This is a genomic window from Paraburkholderia dilworthii, assembly GCF_000472525.1.
Classification (GTDB): domain Bacteria; phylum Pseudomonadota; class Gammaproteobacteria; order Burkholderiales; family Burkholderiaceae; genus Paraburkholderia; species Paraburkholderia dilworthii.
In genome coordinates this window covers 410,461-427,919 of record NZ_AWZT01000002.1, presented here as the reverse complement: position 1 = coordinate 427,919, position 17,459 = coordinate 410,461, and the positions used below count along the sequence as shown (strand labels likewise).

The 17,459-nt window shown below is 60.6% G+C and carries 19 protein-coding genes; 14 read left to right on the top strand and 5 right to left on the bottom strand.

All coding sequences use genetic code 11. The features are described from left to right. Positions 1 to 8: 8 nt before the first annotated feature. Genes phnN through phnF form a run of 3 tightly spaced genes read right to left on the bottom strand, consistent with a single transcriptional unit; the run spans position 9 to position 2,040 of the window. Positions 9 to 569, bottom strand: coding sequence for a phosphonate metabolism protein/1,5-bisphosphokinase (PRPP-forming) PhnN (gene phnN, locus F759_RS0105760; protein WP_027799017.1), 561 nt, complete (start codon positions 567 to 569; stop codon positions 9 to 11). Further along, complete coding sequence (locus F759_RS37270) at positions 566 to 1,285, bottom strand: DUF1045 domain-containing protein (protein ID WP_036023582.1); 720 nt, start codon at positions 1,283 to 1,285, stop codon at positions 566 to 568. Before F759_RS37270 ends, phnN begins: the two co-directional genes overlap by 4 nt. Then, complete coding sequence (gene phnF / locus F759_RS0105750) at positions 1,282 to 2,040, bottom strand: phosphonate metabolism transcriptional regulator PhnF (protein ID WP_027799016.1); 759 nt, start codon at positions 2,038 to 2,040, stop codon at positions 1,282 to 1,284. Before phnF ends, F759_RS37270 begins: the two co-directional genes overlap by 4 nt. 183 nt (positions 2,041 to 2,223) lie before the next feature. On the opposite strand from phnF, the gene phnG reads away from it, so the two are divergent. From phnG to F759_RS0105715, 7 genes are read left to right on the top strand one after another with little or no spacing between them, the layout of a single operon-like run. Next, positions 2,224 to 2,715: a phosphonate C-P lyase system protein PhnG gene (phnG, locus tag F759_RS0105745; RefSeq protein ID WP_027799015.1), complete on the top strand. Its 492-nt coding sequence runs from the start codon at positions 2,224 to 2,226 to the stop codon at positions 2,713 to 2,715. Further along, positions 2,715 to 3,371: a phosphonate C-P lyase system protein PhnH gene (gene phnH / locus F759_RS0105740; protein ID WP_036023580.1), complete on the top strand. Its 657-nt coding sequence runs from the start codon at positions 2,715 to 2,717 to the stop codon at positions 3,369 to 3,371. Before phnG ends, phnH begins: the two co-directional genes overlap by 1 nt. Next, on the top strand, positions 3,371 to 4,468 hold the full coding sequence (locus F759_RS0105735) for a carbon-phosphorus lyase complex subunit PhnI (protein ID WP_027799013.1): 1,098 nt from the start codon (positions 3,371 to 3,373) through the stop codon (positions 4,466 to 4,468). The genes phnH and F759_RS0105735 overlap by 1 nt, the downstream gene beginning before the upstream one ends. Continuing rightward, positions 4,465 to 5,340 carry an alpha-D-ribose 1-methylphosphonate 5-phosphate C-P-lyase PhnJ gene (locus F759_RS0105730; RefSeq protein WP_027799012.1) on the top strand — a complete coding sequence of 292 codons (876 nt, stop codon included), beginning with the start codon at positions 4,465 to 4,467 and terminating at the stop codon, positions 5,338 to 5,340. The genes F759_RS0105735 and F759_RS0105730 overlap by 4 nt, the downstream gene beginning before the upstream one ends. After that, the gene (phnK, locus tag F759_RS0105725; RefSeq protein ID WP_027799011.1) at positions 5,337 to 6,125 is read left to right on the top strand and encodes a phosphonate C-P lyase system protein PhnK; all 789 of its coding nucleotides are present in this window, start codon (positions 5,337 to 5,339) and stop codon (positions 6,123 to 6,125) included. Before F759_RS0105730 ends, phnK begins: the two co-directional genes overlap by 4 nt. 10 nt (positions 6,126 to 6,135) lie before the next feature. Next, complete coding sequence (phnL, locus tag F759_RS0105720) at positions 6,136 to 6,927, top strand: phosphonate C-P lyase system protein PhnL (protein ID WP_051377116.1); 792 nt, start codon at positions 6,136 to 6,138, stop codon at positions 6,925 to 6,927. After that, positions 6,921 to 8,054 carry an alpha-D-ribose 1-methylphosphonate 5-triphosphate diphosphatase gene (locus tag F759_RS0105715; protein ID WP_027799009.1) on the top strand — a complete coding sequence of 378 codons (1,134 nt, stop codon included), beginning with the start codon at positions 6,921 to 6,923 and terminating at the stop codon, positions 8,052 to 8,054. The genes phnL and F759_RS0105715 overlap by 7 nt, the downstream gene beginning before the upstream one ends. A gap of 39 nt (positions 8,055 to 8,093) precedes the next feature. On the opposite strand, the gene F759_RS0105710 is transcribed toward F759_RS0105715, so the two are convergent. Further along, complete coding sequence (locus F759_RS0105710; RefSeq protein WP_027799008.1) at positions 8,094 to 8,834, bottom strand: FadR/GntR family transcriptional regulator; 741 nt, start codon at positions 8,832 to 8,834, stop codon at positions 8,094 to 8,096. Between the two features lie 267 nt (positions 8,835 to 9,101). Between F759_RS0105710 and F759_RS0105705 the strand changes: the two genes are divergently transcribed. From F759_RS0105705 to F759_RS0105675, 6 genes are all read left to right on the top strand, one after another. Continuing rightward, entirely contained in the window at positions 9,102 to 10,622 is a 1,521-nt protein-coding gene (locus F759_RS0105705; protein ID WP_027799007.1) for a sugar ABC transporter ATP-binding protein, read from the top strand. Further along, positions 10,615 to 11,643: an ABC transporter permease gene (locus tag F759_RS0105700; RefSeq protein WP_027799006.1), complete on the top strand. Its 1,029-nt coding sequence runs from the start codon at positions 10,615 to 10,617 to the stop codon at positions 11,641 to 11,643. The genes F759_RS0105705 and F759_RS0105700 overlap by 8 nt, the downstream gene beginning before the upstream one ends. A gap of 68 nt (positions 11,644 to 11,711) precedes the next feature. Then, positions 11,712 to 12,656 carry an ABC transporter substrate-binding protein gene (locus tag F759_RS0105695; RefSeq protein ID WP_027799005.1) on the top strand — a complete coding sequence of 315 codons (945 nt, stop codon included), beginning with the start codon at positions 11,712 to 11,714 and terminating at the stop codon, positions 12,654 to 12,656. Positions 12,657 to 12,772: 116 nt separating this feature from the next. Next, positions 12,773 to 13,789, top strand: a complete 1,017-nt coding sequence (locus F759_RS0105690; protein ID WP_027799004.1) for an aldo/keto reductase — start codon at positions 12,773 to 12,775, stop codon at positions 13,787 to 13,789. Positions 13,790 to 13,969: 180 nt separating this feature from the next. Then, on the top strand, positions 13,970 to 14,299 hold the full coding sequence (locus tag F759_RS0105680) for an L-rhamnose mutarotase (RefSeq protein WP_027799003.1): 330 nt from the start codon (positions 13,970 to 13,972) through the stop codon (positions 14,297 to 14,299). A 114-nt stretch (positions 14,300 to 14,413) separates the two neighbouring features. Next, positions 14,414 to 15,424 (top strand): zinc-binding alcohol dehydrogenase family protein, encoded by a 1,011-nt coding sequence (locus F759_RS0105675; protein WP_027799002.1) that lies wholly within the window; start codon positions 14,414 to 14,416, stop codon positions 15,422 to 15,424. A gap of 66 nt (positions 15,425 to 15,490) precedes the next feature. On the opposite strand, the gene F759_RS0105670 is transcribed toward F759_RS0105675, so the two are convergent. Beyond that, on the bottom strand, positions 15,491 to 16,045 hold the full coding sequence (locus F759_RS0105670) for a hypothetical protein (RefSeq protein ID WP_027799001.1): 555 nt from the start codon (positions 16,043 to 16,045) through the stop codon (positions 15,491 to 15,493). A gap of 152 nt (positions 16,046 to 16,197) precedes the next feature. Between F759_RS0105670 and F759_RS0105665 the strand changes: the two genes are divergently transcribed. Further along, positions 16,198 to 17,127 carry a LysR family transcriptional regulator gene (locus tag F759_RS0105665; RefSeq protein WP_027799000.1) on the top strand — a complete coding sequence of 310 codons (930 nt, stop codon included), beginning with the start codon at positions 16,198 to 16,200 and terminating at the stop codon, positions 17,125 to 17,127. Positions 17,128 to 17,459 lie beyond the last annotated feature (332 nt).

Sequence of the window (17,459 nt, the reverse complement as noted above, 5' to 3'; positions counted from 1 at the left end):
CGACGTTTTTAGAGAGCCAGTTTCAGCGGCTGATTGATCGCAGCGAGGAGTTGTTCTCCGGCATCGGCCAGCAGGCCCGAGTTAATAGTTGTGATCTGCGCCTCGTGCGGCAACACAAGCGCAGGACGGCGCGCTAGACGCGCCTCCATCTGCTGCGAATCTTCGCGGCCCCGCCGTTCCAGACGCGCGGCAAGTACGGTCTGATTCGCGTGGATGTGAACGAACTGCGTGTGCGGATAACGTTCGAGCGCAGCAGGCGCGTGTTCACGCGAGCCGTTCACGACTACCATCAAGCCACGCGCGAGCCACGCATCGATCTCCACGCCGATCCCATAGTGCAGTCCGTGGCTCTGCCAATGCATTGAAAACACGCCGCTTGCGAGGCGCGCGGCGAATTCATCGTGCGTGAGTGCAACGTGATTCTCGCCTTCCGAAACAGGCCGCGTGATGTATCGATGAGCAAACAGCACCTGCGACCCGATGCGCTCGCGCATGAAGCCGAGCAGCGAATCCTTGCCTGCGCCTGACGGTCCCATCACATAGATCAATTTGCCCCAATCGGCGTTCATGCGCTTTCTCCTGCATCGCCGAAAGAAAGGCGCTGCGAGAGAGAGAAGGGCGCGCCCCGGTTCTCCTGAACAAAAAGCGCTGCGCCGTGAAAAGGCAGCGGACCGAGTGTTTCGCTGCGTGCTCGCCAGAGCGTCCTGATTGCAGCGCGCAACGGCTCCGAATCGATGGAGTCGGAAAGCGTCATGTGGAAACGAAATTCGTCGAGCACGTAGGGATAGCCCCATTCGTGCAGCAACGCGAGTTGCCGGGCGTTCAGACCCGCCGCAAGGCGCCGCTGCGTGTCTTCATGCGATGGGCGGGCGCGTAGCGAAGCAAGGGCATGCAAGGCGCTTGCTGCGATGTCGCGGATGACTTCATCGTGCTCGGGTTGCGCGGCTCGAAGTGCCACGAAACGGTCCATTTCCGCAGCCTGCATTGGGACATTGAATGGCGAAATTTTCTTCGCCCATGCTTTTGCAGCGGCGACCACTTGGTCCCGCGTGCAACCCTCGGCGATGTGGAACGGTGGTACAAGCGTGCCGTGCCATCCGTATCGGCGTGGTGCCACGGTCAACGACGCAACGGGCTGCGCAAGCGCGGGAACACGAGGCGGCTCTATGGACTGGCCGGATTCAGCATCCCGGCCAAGCCATTCGCTGCCCGCCTGCCACCATGCGGACGCGGAGGGCGGTGCGTAGTAAAGCGCGATGCGCGCGTCGTTCGTCCGCGCGCTCATATGCCGTCTTCGACCAGCAGTTGCACGCGGTCCGCCGCGAAATGAGTGATGCCGTATTTGATCGGCACGCCGGCTTCATCCACGTCGACACTTTCTACCCACATGACAGGCTGCTGGCGATTGATCTGTAAACGTCGCGCGACCTCGGAACTCGGCAGAACGCAGCCTATACGGCTCCATTTGCGCGTGTAATCGGTCACGCCGAATTCGGCTAGCGCCGCGCTTACACCTGGCTTGCCCGCCAGCACCGCCGGAAAATCGGCGAAACGCATGGCGGGATACCAGCTCCGAGCGTAGGTCAGCGGTACATCCTCGGAGTCATGGCGCGTCTCGATCTCGTAGACAAGCGTGCCCGCACGAATTCCGAGCGCCCTGGCGGCGACCGGATCGGCCTTGATCTTCGCGCTCGACAACACCACGCCCGCCGATGACTGATTGTGGCGGCGCAGGTTTTCTGTGAACCGCGTGCGCCGTCCGATCTGATAATCGATCGCACCAGGCTGCACAAAAGTGCCACGTCCTTGCTCTACGCTGACCAGTCCCGTCGCAGCAAGTCGCAGCATCGCGCGGCGCACCGTATGGCGGTTGACGTCGAAGCGCCGCGCGAGTTCTGCCTCGCTCGGCAGCCGGCCTTCTTCGCCAAAGCTCTTCGCCGTGATCTCCGCCGAAAGGATCTGCTCGATCTGGCGCCACACGGCTACGCCGGCGCCGCGCTCTACTGCAAGCGTCGGTGTCGCCGTTTCGTTGGATGTCATGGTGGTGTCATTCCTGTCGGTTTGAATGTCGTCACTGGCATTGTAGTGCGCCGCCGGTGATGGAAATGTGAAAGCGGCAACAGAAAACTACTTCGCATCCACGTCTGCAAACGTCTAGACGATTAGATGACAATTCGAGTAGGGCATGGGTTTTACGGCACCATCAAAGACACGAGGTTGACGATGAACATTTCTACGCGGCCGTCCGAATTGACACGGCCAGCCACCCGGCGCGAATGGCTCGCGATCCTGGCGCGTACGCCGCACGCCTGCATGAAGGAAGCAATGGACGCGGCGCTCGGAGCAGACAGTCCGCCGCTGTTCGACTGGCTGCGTGCGCCGGACATCGGCCTCGCAATGGTGCGTGGGCGCATCGGCGGCACGGGCGACACATTCAATCTCGGCGAAGCGACTGTCACGCGCGCAACGCTGCGCGTCCGGTCCGATGACGGGCGCGCAACGGTCGGCATGGCGGTTCATATGGGACGCGACAAGGAGCGGGCAACGCTTGCCGCGTTAGCAGACGCGCTGCTGCAAATGCCGGTGTTCGAAGCGCGCATGCAGCAGCACGTGATTGCACCGCTGGCTGCGCGCATTGCCGAAACCCGTCGGCAAAAGCAGGCGCGCGCGGCGGCTACGAAAGTCGAATTCTTCACGATGGTGAGAGGTGACTGATGCAAAGCAGTAAGCCATCGACAGGCGCACGGGACGCGAGCGCGGGTATCGACCTGTCGACGCTCACGCCCGGTTTCGCCGATACCATCCATGACTCGCAGGGCGTATTTCGCTCGTTGCTGGACGCGTTGTCCCGGCCGGGCAAGATTGTCTCCATTGACGCAGCCGTGCCGAACCTGAGAAACCGGCAGCAGGAAATACATGTGCCGCTCGCGGCTTACGCCGCTCTGCTCTCGCTCGCCGACTATTCGACACCGGTGCTGCTGCAGCATGAACATCGCTCATTGAGCGACGCGCTGCGATTCCATACCGGTGCGCCCGTGACGCGTGATTGTTCGGAAGCTGTATTCGCGTATCTCGACGATGCCTTTTCCATGCCATCGATCGATGAATTTTCGCTCGGTGAACCAGAGACGCCGGAGACGGCCGCGATGTTGTTCATCCGCGTGAACTCGCTGACAAGCGGTGCGCCGACGACGTGGCGCGGTCCTGGAATCCGTGAGGCGGAGACCGTTTGCGTGGAAGGCGTGCCGGCCTCGTTCTGGGGCAAGCGTGCCCAGCTCGCGAGCGATTTCCCGTGCGGCGTCGATTGTTACTTCGTGCATGGTGGGTCGGTGGTCGGCCTGCCGCGTACAACTCGTGTGGAGGTGGCCTGATGTACGTCGCAGTCAAAGGTGGCGAACGGGCGATCGAACGTTCATGGGACCTGCTCGCGGATAAACGCCGTGGCGATCAGGGATTGCCCGAGCTCAGCGTGAGCCAGATCCGCGAGCAGCTCAGGCTTGCAGTCGCGCGTGTGATGACAGAAGGATCGGTCTACGACGAAGAACTCGCCGCCCTCGCGATCAAGCAGGCGGCGGGCGATCTGGTCGAGGCGATCTTTTTGCTGCGCGCTTACCGGACGACCTTGCCGCGATTCGGCTATACGCTTGCAATCGATACAGAAAAGATGTGCGTAGAGCGGCGGATCTCGGCGGCATTCAAGGACATCCCCGGTGGCCAGATGCTGGGTGGAACCTACGATTACACACAGCGCCTTCTGGATTTCAAACTGCTTGCGGAAGGCGCAGCGTCCGATAGCTCGAAGAACATCGCTCAACTAGCGAAGCAAGACCCCATGCCGCGCGTGCTTGCCATGCTCGACAAGGAAGGCCTGATCGAACAGGAAAGAGCGCATGTGGACGCGCCAGAACCCGGCGATATCACGCGCGAACCGCTGACCTATCCCGCCGATCGCACGGTTCGTTTGCAGAACCTCGCACGCGCGGACGAAGGTTTCCTGCTTGCGATGGGCTACGCAACGCAGCGCGGCTATTCGTACTCGCATCCTTTCGCGGGCGAAATCCGCAACGGCGAAGTCGCCGTCGAGATGGACATAGAAGAGCTGGGATTCCCGATTGAGATCGGCGACATGGAAGTCACCGAATGCCAGATGATCAATCAGTTTGCCGGCAGCGGCGACGTGCCGCCGACTTTCACGCAAGGCTACGGACTCGCGTTCGGACACTCGGAGCGCAAGGCAATGGCGATGGCGCTTGTCGACCGCTCGCTGCGCGCGCCGGAACTGGGCGAAACCGTTGCATCGCCGACGCAGGATGCCGAGTTCGTTCTTTCCCACAGCGATAACGTTGAAGCATCGGGCTTCGTGCAGCACCTGAAATTACCGCACTACGTGGACTTCCAGTCGGAGCTGGAGTTGCTGCGGCGGCTTCGCGCGGACCGGGAGAAAGAACAGCTGGAGAACGCAGCATGAACGCGCGTACGCAGGAAAGCGCCATTGCGCAAGGCTACAACTTCGCTTACCTCGACGAACAAACGAAGCGCATGATCCGTCGTGCATTGCTGAAAGCCGTTGCAATTCCGGGTCATCAGGTGCCGTTCGCATCGCGCGAAATGCCGTTGCCTTATGGTTGGGGAACGGGCGGATTGCAGGTGACGTCGGCGATCATCGGGCGCAGTGATACGCTGAAGGTGATCGACCAGGGTTCCGATGAAACGACCAACGCGGTCAACATCCGGCGTTTTTTTGCACGTACGGCCGGCATCGCAACGACCACGCGAACGGTGGACGCATCGATCATTCAGACGCGTCATCGGATTCCGGAAACGCCGCTGACGGACGCGCAGATCATTGTGTATCAGGTGCCCATGCCTGAGCCGCTATACCGGCTTGAACCGCGCGTGACTGAGTGCCGCAAGCTTCACTCGCACGCCGACTACGGTCTGATCAACGTGAAGTACTACGAGGACATCGTGCAGCACGGCAGCATCGCGACGACCTACGATTACCCCGTGCTGGTGAACGACCGTTATCTTTCGTCGCCTTCGCCTATCCCGAAGTTCGATAACCCCAAGATGCACATGAATTCCGCGTTGCAGCTTTTCGGCGCTGGCCGCGAGCGGCGCATCTACGCCATTCCGCCCTACACAAAAGTCAGAAGCCTTGATTTCGAGGATCATCCGTTTCGCATCCAGCACTGGGAACACGAGTGCGCGTTGTGCGGGTCGCGTGAAAGTTTTCTGGACGAGATGATTATGGATGACGGAGGCAAACGCATTTTCGTCTGTTCGGACAGTGACTACTGCCAGGAACACCTCAGCGAGAATGATCGGGAGGACGTATGAATTTTCCGGCGCCAGCGCTGCCGTTGCTCAGCGCGCGAGGACTCACCAAACGTTATAACGGACGCGGCGGATGCACCGATGTGGACATCGATATCTATCCGGGCGAGGTGTTGTGCATTGTCGGGGAATCGGGCTCGGGGAAATCGACGTTACTGAACGCACTCGCGCTGCACACGCCGTCGGACGACGGTGCGTTGACGTATCGTACGGCGGAACATGAAGTGCTGGACCTGTTCACGCTGCCGACGCCGCGGAGGCGCATGCTTGCTCGTACCGACTGGGGCTTCGTGCATCAGAATGCTCGCGATGGCTTGCGGCACGGAGTGTCGGCGGGCGCGAATATCGGCGAACCTTTGATGGCCAACGGCGCGCGTCATTACGGCAAGCTTCGCAATATCGCATCCGACTGGATGAGCCAGGTCGAACTGGATGCTGCGCGGATCGATGAGTTGCCGTCCGCGTTCTCAGGCGGCATGCAGCAGCGGCTGCAGATCGCGCGCAATCTCGTAACGAACCCGCGCCTCATTTTCATGGATGAACCAACGGCCGGGCTCGATGTATCCGTGCAGGCGCGCTTGCTGGATCTGTTGCGCACATTGACGGCAAGATTGCACCTCGCCGCGCTGATCGTCACGCACGATATTGGCGTGGCTCGTCTGCTTGCCCACCGCCTGATGGTGATGAAGGATGGCCGCGTGGTCGAAAGCGGACTGACCGATCAGGTGCTTGACGACCCGCAACATCCTTATACGCAGACGCTGGTTGCGTCCGTGCTGCCTGTTTGAGAGCCTTGAAATGAATGCCAATAGCTTCAATGAACTTGCCGACGCCGCTGTTTTTGCTGACCGCAAAAAGCTGATGCTGCGTGCACGCGACGTTGAAAAAACCTTCACGTTGCATCAACAGGGCGGGGTGAGCATCGCGGCGCTCGGCGGTGTATCGCTCGATGTGGAGCGCGGGGAATGCGTGGTGTTGTCGGGGCCCTCGGGGGTCGGAAAAAGCACTTTGCTACGCTGCATGTACGGCAATTATTTGCTGACACGCGGCGTGGTTACGATTCGCGATGAGAGCAGCGCTTCTGGGTTTCTATCTCTATCGGACGCGCAGCCGCACCAAGTGATCCGGCTGCGCCGCACGACCGTGGGTTACGTCAGCCAGTTTCTGCGCGCCATTCCACGAGTTGCATCGATAGATCTCGTCAGCGAACCGCTCGCGTCGCGTGGCATGGATGAAGATGAAGCGCGCGAACGCGCCGGTGCCTTGCTGGAGCGCCTGAACGTGCCGCGCCGATTGTGGACGCTCGCACCGGCCACGTTCTCGGGTGGTGAGCAACAACGTATCAACATCGCCCGTGGGCTGATCGCCGGACAGCCTCTTTTGCTGCTCGACGAACCGACCGCATCGCTCGATGCCGAGAACCGGCAAGTGGTCGCCGATCTCATCGTCGAAGCGCGCGAGCGTGGCACGGCGATCGTCGGTATTTTCCACGACGACGACACGCGTGAACGCGTCGCCACTCGGTTGATTCAACTCAACGCTGCTGCCGGGCACGCGGCCACAACCACGAAGAACTTGCAAACATGCTGATCAAGAACGCACGAATCGTCACTCGCGACGAAGAGTTTACAGGCGTTGTACGCGTCGCCAATGGACGCATTGCTGAAGTCGCGCCGGGTACGACTTCAGCCAGCGATGCAGCAGACTGGGGCGGCGATTACCTGTTGCCAGGTCTCGTGGAACTGCACACGGATAACATCGAAAAACATATCGCACCGCGCCCAGGCGTGCTGTGGAATTCCGAGGCAGCAATCGTGGTGCATGACGCGCAAGTGGCAAGCGCGGGCATTACGACTGTGTTCGATGCGTTGGGCATTGGCTCGCGCAACGGCGTGGGCGTACGCGGCAAGGACCTCCAGACCAGCAACGCGCGCGCCATTGAACGCCTCGCGGCGCAGGGCGTGCTGCGCGTCGATCACTTCCTGCATCTACGCTGTGAGATCGCGGCCGCCGACGTCCTGGAAGTTTTCGATGGCCTGGTTTCACACCGTCTGCTGCGGCTCGTTTCGGTGATGGACCATACGCCGGGCCAACGTCAATGGCACGACCCGGTGCAATGGCGCAAGTACCAGGAACGTCATGGCAAATGGACCGATCAGCAGGCGGACACCATGCTGAACGAACTGACCAGCGACCAGCAGCGTTACGCGCGGTTTCATCGAGCGGAGATTGTCGCCCGCTGCAAAGCGCGTGGCCTTCCGCTCGCAAGTCACGACGATACATCGGTCGAACATGTTCTCGAAGCAGCGGAAAACGGCATTGTGCTGGCTGAATTCCCGACCACTCTCGTTGCGGCGCAAGCAGCGCGCGAACGCGGCATCTCGACGATCATGGGCGCACCCAACATCGTGCGCGGCGGATCGCACTCGGGCAATGTCTCCGCGTTGGAGATGGCGAAGTCGGGGCTGCTCGACATTCTGTCGTCCGACTACGTACCGTCGAGCTTGCTGACGGCCGCGTTCGAGCTGGTCGACAAAGCCGGCTGGTCCTTGCCGCAAGCAATGCGCACGGTGTCGTCGACGCCGGCCAATGCGGCGCGCTTGACGGATCGTGGCGCCATCGCGGTTGGGTTGAGAGCCGACTTCGTACGAGTCGCAATGTCGGATCGGCTGCCTGTTCCGCGCGCGACATTTTTGGGGGGTAACCGGGTCGCGTAGTCAAGCAGAAGCAGCACTCAGACCGGTTGAGTTCACAACTCAACCCAGTCGCACGCGCCCAGCTTTACCCTCCGCATCGTTGGGCGCAACTTTCTTGATGTCGCTTCCGACCCAACGCTCTTCAGAAGCTTTCAGATGCGATCGCATCGCGGCTTCTGCGGCAAGCGGGTCTCCCGCTTGCAAGGCATGCAGGACTTTTTCGTGTTCCTCGACGGCAGCCATCCACGTCGCCGTATTTTCGGCGAGTTCGCTGATCCTCGCGCCGATCGGATCGCGCCTCGCATCAAACAGATCGGCCACGTACCGGCTCAACATCGTGTTGCCGGCTGTTTCCGCGATGATCAGGTGGAATTGCCGGTCCGGTTCCAGAGGGGATTTGCCGGCGGAGGCGAGACGATGCATCGCCTCCACGCTGCGCCGCAACCGGTCAAGAGCGACGGCCGTGAGCCGCGTGCTGGCGAGCACGACGAGACCGCCTTCGATCACAGCCCGTGCCTGCATGATTTCCGTCGGGCTTTCGCCTAATACAGCCAGCGATCCTTCGGTTTCGTTTGCAGTGTCGCGCACGTAGACGCCCGACCCCATGCGCGTCTCGACACTGCCGCCGATTTCCAGCGCGATCAACGCCTCGCGCAGAGACGGGCGCGAAACGCCGAGTTGCTGCGACAACTCGCGCTCAGCCGGCAGTCTCGAGCCCGGAGGGAAATCGCCCCTGTGGATGAGGTCGCGAATCTTGTCGGCAACCAATTGGTAAAGCCGCTTTGGCTCAGTGTGTTTCATTTTGCTGCCGAAGGGAGAAATGGCTCGATCGTCCGTCGACCGGCGATCAAGTCTACCACGCAAGCCCAGCAACGTTTCCCGCACTTTGACCCAAGACGATGCGGGTTTGTACGGGGTAAGGCCAATGGAAATACTGGCTGAATTGGCTTGACCAGACACGCATTTTGTCCTTTAATCTGCGTCAGATTGGCCTGACCAACACAAGAGCCGCATTCAAAGAAGGAGACACGCGTGACAGATTTGAGCGCCGAACTGGCACCGCGCGCGGTGGGCGGCTTCGCTGCACAGGAACCCCAGGAGCTATTGAAACTGAGCGGGCTGGGGAAGCGGTTTCCCGGCGTCGTCGCACTTGAGGATGTGCACTTCGAATTGCGCCGCGGCGAAGTCCACGCGATTTGTGGCGAAAACGGCGCCGGCAAGTCGACCCTGATGAAGATCGTCAGCGGCCAATACCAGCCGGATGCCGGCACGATCGTTTTTCGCGGCATGGAACGGCGGTTCGCATCGTCACTCGACGCACAGGACGCAGGCATTGCAATCATTCACCAGGAACTGAACCTGGTGCCGCATCTGTCGATTGCGGAAAACATCTATCTGGCACGCGAGCCCAAACGCGGACCGTTCATCGATCGCGCACGACTGAATGGCAACGCCCAGCGCGCGCTCGCCCGCATTGGATTGTCGTTGCCGCCCACCAGGCTGGTGGGGACGCTGTCGATCGCCCAGCAACAGATGGTCGAAATCGCCAAGGCTCTCTCGCTCGACGCCCAGGTGTTGATCATGGACGAACCCACTTCGTCGCTCACCGAATCCGAAACCATGCACCTGTTCCGGATCATCAAGGAGTTGCGCGAGAGCGGCGTTGGCATTGTCTACATCTCTCATCGTCTGGACGAAATGAAGCAGATCGTCGACCGCGTGACGGTGCTGCGCGACGGACATCACATTTCAACCGACGACTTCGCGGCGACCAGCATGGATGAGATCGTTGCGCGGATGGTGGGCCGGGCATTGAACGATGCGTACCCGCCGCGCCGCTCGGTCCCGACGCCGGACGTGCTGCTGCGTGTCGAAAATATGTCGCGTGCACCGGCATTCGGGCCGGTTTCGTTCGAACTGAGGCGAGGCGAGATCCTCGGCTTCGCCGGCTTGATGGGCGCAGGGCGGACCGAAGTGGCACGGGCGATTTTCGGCGCTGACCAGCCCGACGGTGGCGAGATTCATATCGGGAGCGAGCGCGTGTCGATCCGCTCGCCTATCGACGCGATTCGCCACGGCATCGCGTATCTGTCGGAAGACCGCAAGAGCGACGGCCTCGCGCTGAAGATGCCGGTCGCGACCAACATCACTCTGGCCAACATCGAGGCGGTGTCGGGTCGCGCGGGCTTCATCCGCTTCGCAGAAGAAGCGGCCACCGCACAGCGTTACGTCGAAACGCTCGGCATCCGCACGCCGACGGTCCATCAACTTACGCGCAACCTGTCCGGCGGCAATCAGCAGAAGGTTGTCATCGGCAAATGGCTGTTTCGCGAATCGAAGATTCTGTTTTTCGACGAACCCACGCGCGGGATCGATGTCGGCGCGAAATACGCGATCTATACGCTGATGGATCAGCTCGCCGCGCAGGGCATCGGCGTTGTGCTGATCAGTTCGGAATTGCCCGAGATTCTCGGCATGTCCGATCGCGTCGCGGTATTCCACGAAGGCCGGATCGCCACGATCCTGGAGACGCGCCACACCAATCAGGAAGAAATCATGCACTTCGCATCGGGACGAAATCATGCTTGAAATAACATCCGAACAGACCACTACTGTCGACACCAGCGCGAAGCTCCGGCGTCGCGACCTGATTCAGAAATTCGCGGCGCTCGGCAGTTTGATCATGCTGGTGCTCGTTTTTTCAGCGACCAGTTCCGCTTTCTTCTCGGTCGGAAACGGCATGACGGTCGCCTTGCAGGTGACGTCGATTGCCTATCTCGGTGTGGCGGCAACCTGCGTGATCATTACGGGTGGAATCGACCTGTCCGTGGGTTCCGTACTCGCGCTGTCCGGTGTGGTCGCGGCGTTGCTCGTCAAGGCTGGCGTGCCGATTCCTCTCGGCATGCTCGGCGGCATCGTGGTCGGCGGCCTGTGCGGACTCGTTAATGGCCTGTGCGTCACGCGCATGGGTCTGCCGCCTTTTATCGCCACGCTCGGCATGATGCTGGTCGCGCGTGGTCTCGCGCTTCAGATCACGGGTGCGCGCCCGGTTTCCGGACTCGGCGACGCTTTTGGCGAACTCGGAAATGGCGCGTTGTTCCGCATCTCGCATATCGGAGCAGACGGATTCCCCGATACGGTATTTCCGGGGATTCCGTATCCCGTGATCATTATGGTCGTGCTGGCAGTGGCCGTGTCGATCATGCTCACGCGCACCTCGCTTGGCCGCCACATCTATGCAGTCGGATCGAATGCCGAAGCTGCGCGCCTCTCCGGCGTCAATGTCCGGCGCGTCACGTTGTTTACCTATGTGCTGTCCGGCGTGCTCGCCGGTCTGACGGGTTGCGTGCTGATGTCGCGCCTCGTCACGGCGCAACCCAACGAAGGCGTCATGTACGAGCTCGATGCAATCGCCAGCGCCGTGATTGGCGGGACGTCCCTGATGGGCGGTGTGGGCACGATCTCCGGTACGGCCATCGGTGCGTTCGTCATCGGCGTGCTGCGCAATGGCCTGAACATGAACGGCGTATCGAGTTTCGTTCAGCAAATCATTATCGGCCTGGTCATTCTCGGCACGGTCTGGATCGACCAGGTCAGAAACCGCCGATAAAGCACATCGAATGATGCCATTCGAGAAGTCCAACAAAGCAGTGCAATCACCAACCCAAGGAGTGAGACATGAGGAAGACGTATCTGGCATTGGCCGCCGCACTTTTGACCGCAGTGACGGCGCACGCGAATGCGGCGGGCGGAGAGATCGCCGTTATCGTCAAGACGGCCAACTCGAATTATTGGCAGAACGTGCAAAAGGGTGCAACGGAGGGCATGAAAGGGCTGAACGGCTACACGATGACGTTTCAGGGACCGGCGACCGAATCAGCCGTGGCCGACGAGGTCAATATGGTCGAGAACGCGGTGAACCGGCATGTCGCGGCGATCGTGCTCGCGCCGTCCGATCCCGACGCACTGGTCCCCGCAATGAAGAAGGCCTGGGAGGCAAAAATTCCAGTTGTCCTGATCGATTCGCTCGTGTCCGATTCGGGCAAGCAGTATTACCAGTCGTTTCTCTCGACCGATAACGCCAAGGCCGGTGAGTTGTGCGCGAAAGCGATGATCGACCGTGTTGGACAGACAGGGAAGGTCGCTGTGATGTCATACGTCGCCGGAGCAGGTTCCGAGATTGGCCGCGTGGGTGGGTTCCGCAAATATCTTGCGCAGCACTCGAAGCTGCAGATTGTCGGACCGTTCTACTCGCAGTCGCAAATGGCGACGGCGCTCAATCAGACGACCGACGTGCTGTCGGCCAATCCGGATCTGAAGGGTATCTTCGGTGCGAATGAACCGACTGCCGTGGGGATGGGGCGCGCGTTGGCGCAGTCCGGCAAAGCCGGCAAGATCGTCGCGATTGGCTTTGACGGCAACCAGGACCTCCAGGGCTTCGTCAAGGACGGAACCATCCAGGCCATCGCTGTTCAGGGCTCGTATCAGATGGGCTACAAAGGCGTGAAAACGGCCGTGGAGGTCATCGAACACAAGCCGGTTGTGAAGCAACTGGATACGGGTGTCGTGATGGTCGAGAAGGACAACATCGATCGGCCTGTCGCGAAGAACGTGTTGTATTGAAGCGCAGCGCGGACGACGCCTCGACGGCGTTGTCCGCCCTTAAGGACTGCGCCCGTTCAGGACGCACTGTATGTCGTTGAACATCGTGCAACGAATCCCTCGAAACGGAATTCCTGATGAAAGCAAGTGACCTGCACGGTCTATCGTGCGGCGCAGTGCAACTGAGTGCACTTGGTATGGGGTGCTCGCAACTGGGCGGCCTGTATCGCTCGATGTCGCCGGAACAGGCACGCACGCTGATGGACGAAGCATGGTCGCTCGGTCTGCGCTATTTCGACACTGCGCCGTTCTACGGGTACACGCTTTCGGAGCGCCGCGTCGGCGATGCGTTGTCGGCGCGGCCACGCGACGAGTTCGTGCTGAGTACGAAAGTCGGCAGGCTTCTTCGGCCCGATGTCACTGTTCAATGCGGCGACGACGGCTGGGCCGAGCCGCTTCCTTTCCGGCCGCATTACAACTACAGCTTCGATGGCGTCATGCGGTCTTTCGAAGACAGCCAGCAGCGTCTCGGCATTGCGCAGATCGATCTGCTGTATGTGCATGACATCGGTCGAGTGACACATGGGGATGCAAACGCCGAATTCTGGAAACAGCTGACAGCGGGAGGCGGCTTTCGCGCACTCGACGCGCTGCGTAGTGCAGGGCAGGTCAAAGCCATCGGCCTTGGAGTGAATGAATGGCAGGTCGTGCATGAAGCCATGCAGGAGATACAGCTCGATGTGACGTTACTCGCGGGCCGTTATACGCTCCTCGAACAGGATTGTCTTTCACCGTTTCTCGACGACTGCGTACGGCATGGGAATTCGATCGTGGCCGGTGGTGTGTTCAATTCCGGCGTGCTGGCAGGTAACGGCAAGTTCAATTACGGGGACGCCCCTGCTGCCGTCGTGTCGCGCGTCCACCGGCTGGCTGAGGTTTGTCGCGAATTCGAGGTTCCACTACCCGCCGCGGCGCTGCAGTTTCCGCTTGCGCACCCTGCGGTGGTGTCGTGCGTGGTGGGCGCGCGCAGCGTCGAACAACTCCGGCAGAACGTCGCGTGGTTCGAGCAGACGCTGCCGGCCGGATTGTGGCAGGAGCTGAAGTCGAATGGTCTGATTGCAGACGCTGCACCTGTACCCGAGGCGCTCCAGTGAGCCTGCGTATCGACGCACATCATCATCTCTGGCACCTCGCGGCGCGTATGGGGCATTGGCCGCCTGCCAGCTTGGAAGCGATCCATCGAGGCTTTGGGACGGTCGATTTTGAACCCCTCGTCCAGTCGTTACCGGACAGCAACGACAGCGGATTCCTTCTCGAAGAATAGGGAGAGTGTGATGCAACGAATGGGAATGGTCATCGGTATCGATCCAAAGTACATCGATGAATACAAGCGCTTGCATGCGCAGGTGTGGCCGACAGTGCTCGATCGACTGAAACGCTCGAACGTCACCCGCTATTCGATTTTCCTGCGGGAGCCCGAGAACCTGTTGTTCGGTTACTGGGAATACGTTGGGACGGACTATGAAAGCGATATGGCCGAGATTGCGAGCGACCCGGAAACACAGCGTTGGTGGAGCCTGTGCGGTCCATGCCAGACACCGTTGCCGAGTCGTGCGCCGTCGGAACACTGGGCACAGATGCAAGAGGTCTTTTACCTCGAATAGGTGTCGTCGCGACATCGCACTCGTTTGACCCCGCCATCAAGAGACAAATGAACCGGGCCCGCATCGAAGCCGCATCATGGCTTCGCGGGTTGTGTACCTGAAAAAGGAAACGTCATGCTCACCGTTATCTGTGAAACTCCCGGCGTATTACGCGCTGAGACGCGCTCAAGGCCATTACGCGACCGCGGACAAGTGTTGCTACGCGTTCGACGTGTCGGCGTGTGCGGCACCGACCTGCACATTTTTACCGGCAATCAGCCATTTCTCGCGTACCCCCGCGTGATGGGACACGAACTGTCGGGGACCGTCGAAGAAGCCGAAGCGGATTCCGGCCTGGCCGTCGGCGACCCGGTTTACGTGATGCCCTACCTGTCATGCGGCCAATGCATTGCGTGCAGGAACGGAAAAACGAACTGCTGCGTGAACATTCAGGTTCTGGGCGTGCATCGTGATGGCGCATTGACGGAGTATCTAACGGTGCCGCGTCAGTTCGTTCACAAGGCTGAAGGAATCACGCTTGATCAGGCGGCAATGATCGAGTTTCTTGCCATTGGCGCGCATGCGGTTCGTCGCGCAGACATTCAGGCGGGACAGCGCGTGCTAGTAGTCGGTGCAGGTCCGATCGGTATGGCGGCGATGATCTTTTCACGCCTGCGCGGGGCCACGGTGACGGCACTCGATACACGAGTCGATCGTCTGAACTTCTGCGCTGAAAAAATCGGGGTGGCGGCTACCGTGCAAATCGGCGACGCGGACGTCGACGAGCTGGCGACACTTACCGACGGCGAGTTCTTCGACGTGGTCTTCGATGCGACGGGTAATCCGGCTGCTATGGAGCGTGGCTTTGAGTTTATTGCGCACGGCGGAAAATACGTGCTGATTTCCGTGGTGCGAGACAAGATCACTTTCTCCGATCCGGAGTTCCACAAACGTGAAGCCACCTTGATCGGAAGCCGCAATGCGACAGCGGAGGATTTCGACACTGTGCTTCGGGCCATGCGTGCCGGAGATGTGCCCGATGCGGCACTCAACACACACCGGATGAAGCTTGCCGATGTCCCCGCGGAATTTTCGAAACTGCTGGAGCCGTCCGCGGGCGTAGTGAAGGCTATCATCGAATGCTGATGACGACGCGTATCGGATGTTTGCGATGAGCCAGCCAATTCTGCAGTCTGGCTCTAGTCGCTTTCTTCAGGAGCACGTCGGCCTGTTTGTTTCGGAGCTATGACGCGGGATGACGCGCTCGGCGGCATCGCGGTCTTGCAGTAACGAGCGCAGCAGCAAATAGAAGGCGGCAACGTGCGTAATCATCAACAGAGGCACGTAGATGACCGCAATTGCGTACGTGGCGCCCAACTCTCCCGCGCGCGCAGGCAGATCGGACTGGATAGCGTGGTAGTAGTCGACGATGAGGTCGGTCGCTCCCACGAGATTGAAGGCTACGGTGAACAACCAGAAGAGCGGGCGTACTCGTCCCATGAGTAGTGCGAGTATCGCCAGAATCCCCGTTGCGAAGTCACCATACGCGGCGAACACGGCGAAGCTGGCAGGCAGACCCGGACTAACGACGCCCGGCAGAATGAAAACCAGCCCGAAGAAGCGGAAGCCGTGCAAGGTGGCGATGGCGCGTTGCGCGTCAAATGGGTCCATCGACTTGAGCCTGGGCCAGACGTATGTGCGGAAGCAAAGGAGCCAGGCGACATACCCCAGAACGAGGTGCAATTGGAAGAGAAGTGCTGGCGACACGTTGCCTCCTTCAGGTATTGTCCGGCTCATTCGAGGGTGAGAACGAGCAGTTGCCCGGGCTTGCGAGCCAAGGTCGGCGCGACTGCCTGTCTGCAGGCGTAGGTGTACCATGACCCTTCGTGAGCGACTATTCATCACAATGTTGACGCGCTATGAAGCAGAACTTCACAGTCAGGCAGGGCGCGCTTGATGGCGTGGAGGTGTTCCTGAGCGTTGCCCAGCATCGTAGTTTTCGACGGGCAGCGGCAAAACTAGGGGTGACGCCGTCGGCCGTCAGTCAGACGGTGCGCGCGCTTGAAGCGCGCATCGGCGCAGCGCTCTTCATGCGCACCACGCGTAGCGTCGGTCTCACCGAAGCTGGCGAACGGTTTCTTTCGTGCGCCAAGCCGGCCTTCGAGGAACTTGTCGCCGCTAGTGAGGTTGCACGCGGACTGGGACAGCGGCCAGCCGGGTTGCTGCGTCTTTCGGTGCCGCGCGCGGTGGTGCCGCTCCTGCTTGAACCACTGATTGCATCGTTTTGCCAGGCTTATCCCGAGGTGGAAGTGGAGATCGCCGCAAGCAAGGAACTGATCGATCTCGCAGCGGAAGGATTCGATGCCGGTATCCGGCTGGGCCAGTTCGTCGACGCCGACATGGTCGCCGTACCGCTGACGCCGCCGCTTCGTCTGATCGTCGTTGGTAGCCCTACCTACTTCGCAGGGCGCAGCCGGCCAACGCACACGGACGATCTGCGCCAGCATGCATGCTTGAGATGGCGGCGATCCAGCGGTGCGCTCGCGCTGTGGTCATTCAACGACAACGGCCAGGCGATTGAGATCGCCGTATCCGGTCCCCTCATCGCCAATGATTTTTCGACGATGCTTGGCGCCGCAGTGGAAGGCATGGGCCTCGCCCAGGTACCCGAGCCGATGGCCACTGAAGGGTTGAAAGCGGAAAGACTGGTGCATGTGCTGCAACCCTACGCACCGGTGATACCGGGCGTCTTTCTGTACTATCCGAGCCGCCGGCAGATGATGCCGAAGCTGCGCGCTTTCGTCGATCACATCAGGTTACGGTCTCGCCCGGAAGACACTCGGCGTTGATTGTCAGCGAATCCACCGGCTACGTCGAATGACCGCTTTTTGCAGGCGCTCACCACCTCGCATCGATCGGCGCAACGCAACCCGCGTCTGCCCTCTGACCCGAGGCGATCGCCCGGGCGGCTTCCATGAAAGGAACCGCCATTGGCCGAGTTCTTTCCACCGCAGGTTTCGGCGGAACTGGTGAGGCGGGCAGGGAGCAATGAACTCGCCGTCACATTCGAGGCGGCGTCCTCCCACCATCTCCGCGTTCAATCCCGGCGGCCACGCATCATTTGGGACTTTTAGCGCGCGGGTTCGCCCAGCCCTTTCGAGACCCGGCGGGCCAAGGGCGG